Source organism: Micromonospora sp. DT228 (assembly GCF_049841595.1).
In the GTDB taxonomy this organism is placed as follows: Bacteria; Actinomycetota; Actinomycetes; order Mycobacteriales; family Micromonosporaceae; genus Micromonospora.
Genome location: NZ_JBNCKO010000094.1, coordinates 1 through 266, shown reverse-complemented (window position 1 = coordinate 266; position 266 = coordinate 1). Strand labels below are relative to the sequence as shown.

Sequence of the window (266 nt, the reverse complement as noted above, 5' to 3'; positions counted from 1 at the left end):
CTGGCCGAAGACGTCGAGGCGTGGATCAAGGAGTACCGCCGTCCCCGGCCGCCAGCGGACGAAGAAGAGCAGGGCTGACTGCTTCGATGCAGGAAGCTGAGGCTCGGCGGGCAACACAGGCAGCCACGTCGAGCGCCGCGCGGCTCGGCCTGACCGTCCCCGACGCCACCGTCCTGCACAACTCGAACGCGCTCACCCTGCGCCTGCGGCCCTGCGACGTGCTCGCCCGGGTGGCGCCGGCCGCGCGCCAGCGCGCACAGCTCGAA

At 72.6% G+C, this 266-nt stretch carries 1 pseudogene; it reads left to right on the top strand.

Annotated elements, in window-relative coordinates:
* Positions 1-86: 86 nt before the first annotated feature.
* Positions 87-266: pseudogene (locus ACLQ29_RS35555) on the top strand (aminoglycoside phosphotransferase family protein); the annotation flags it as partial.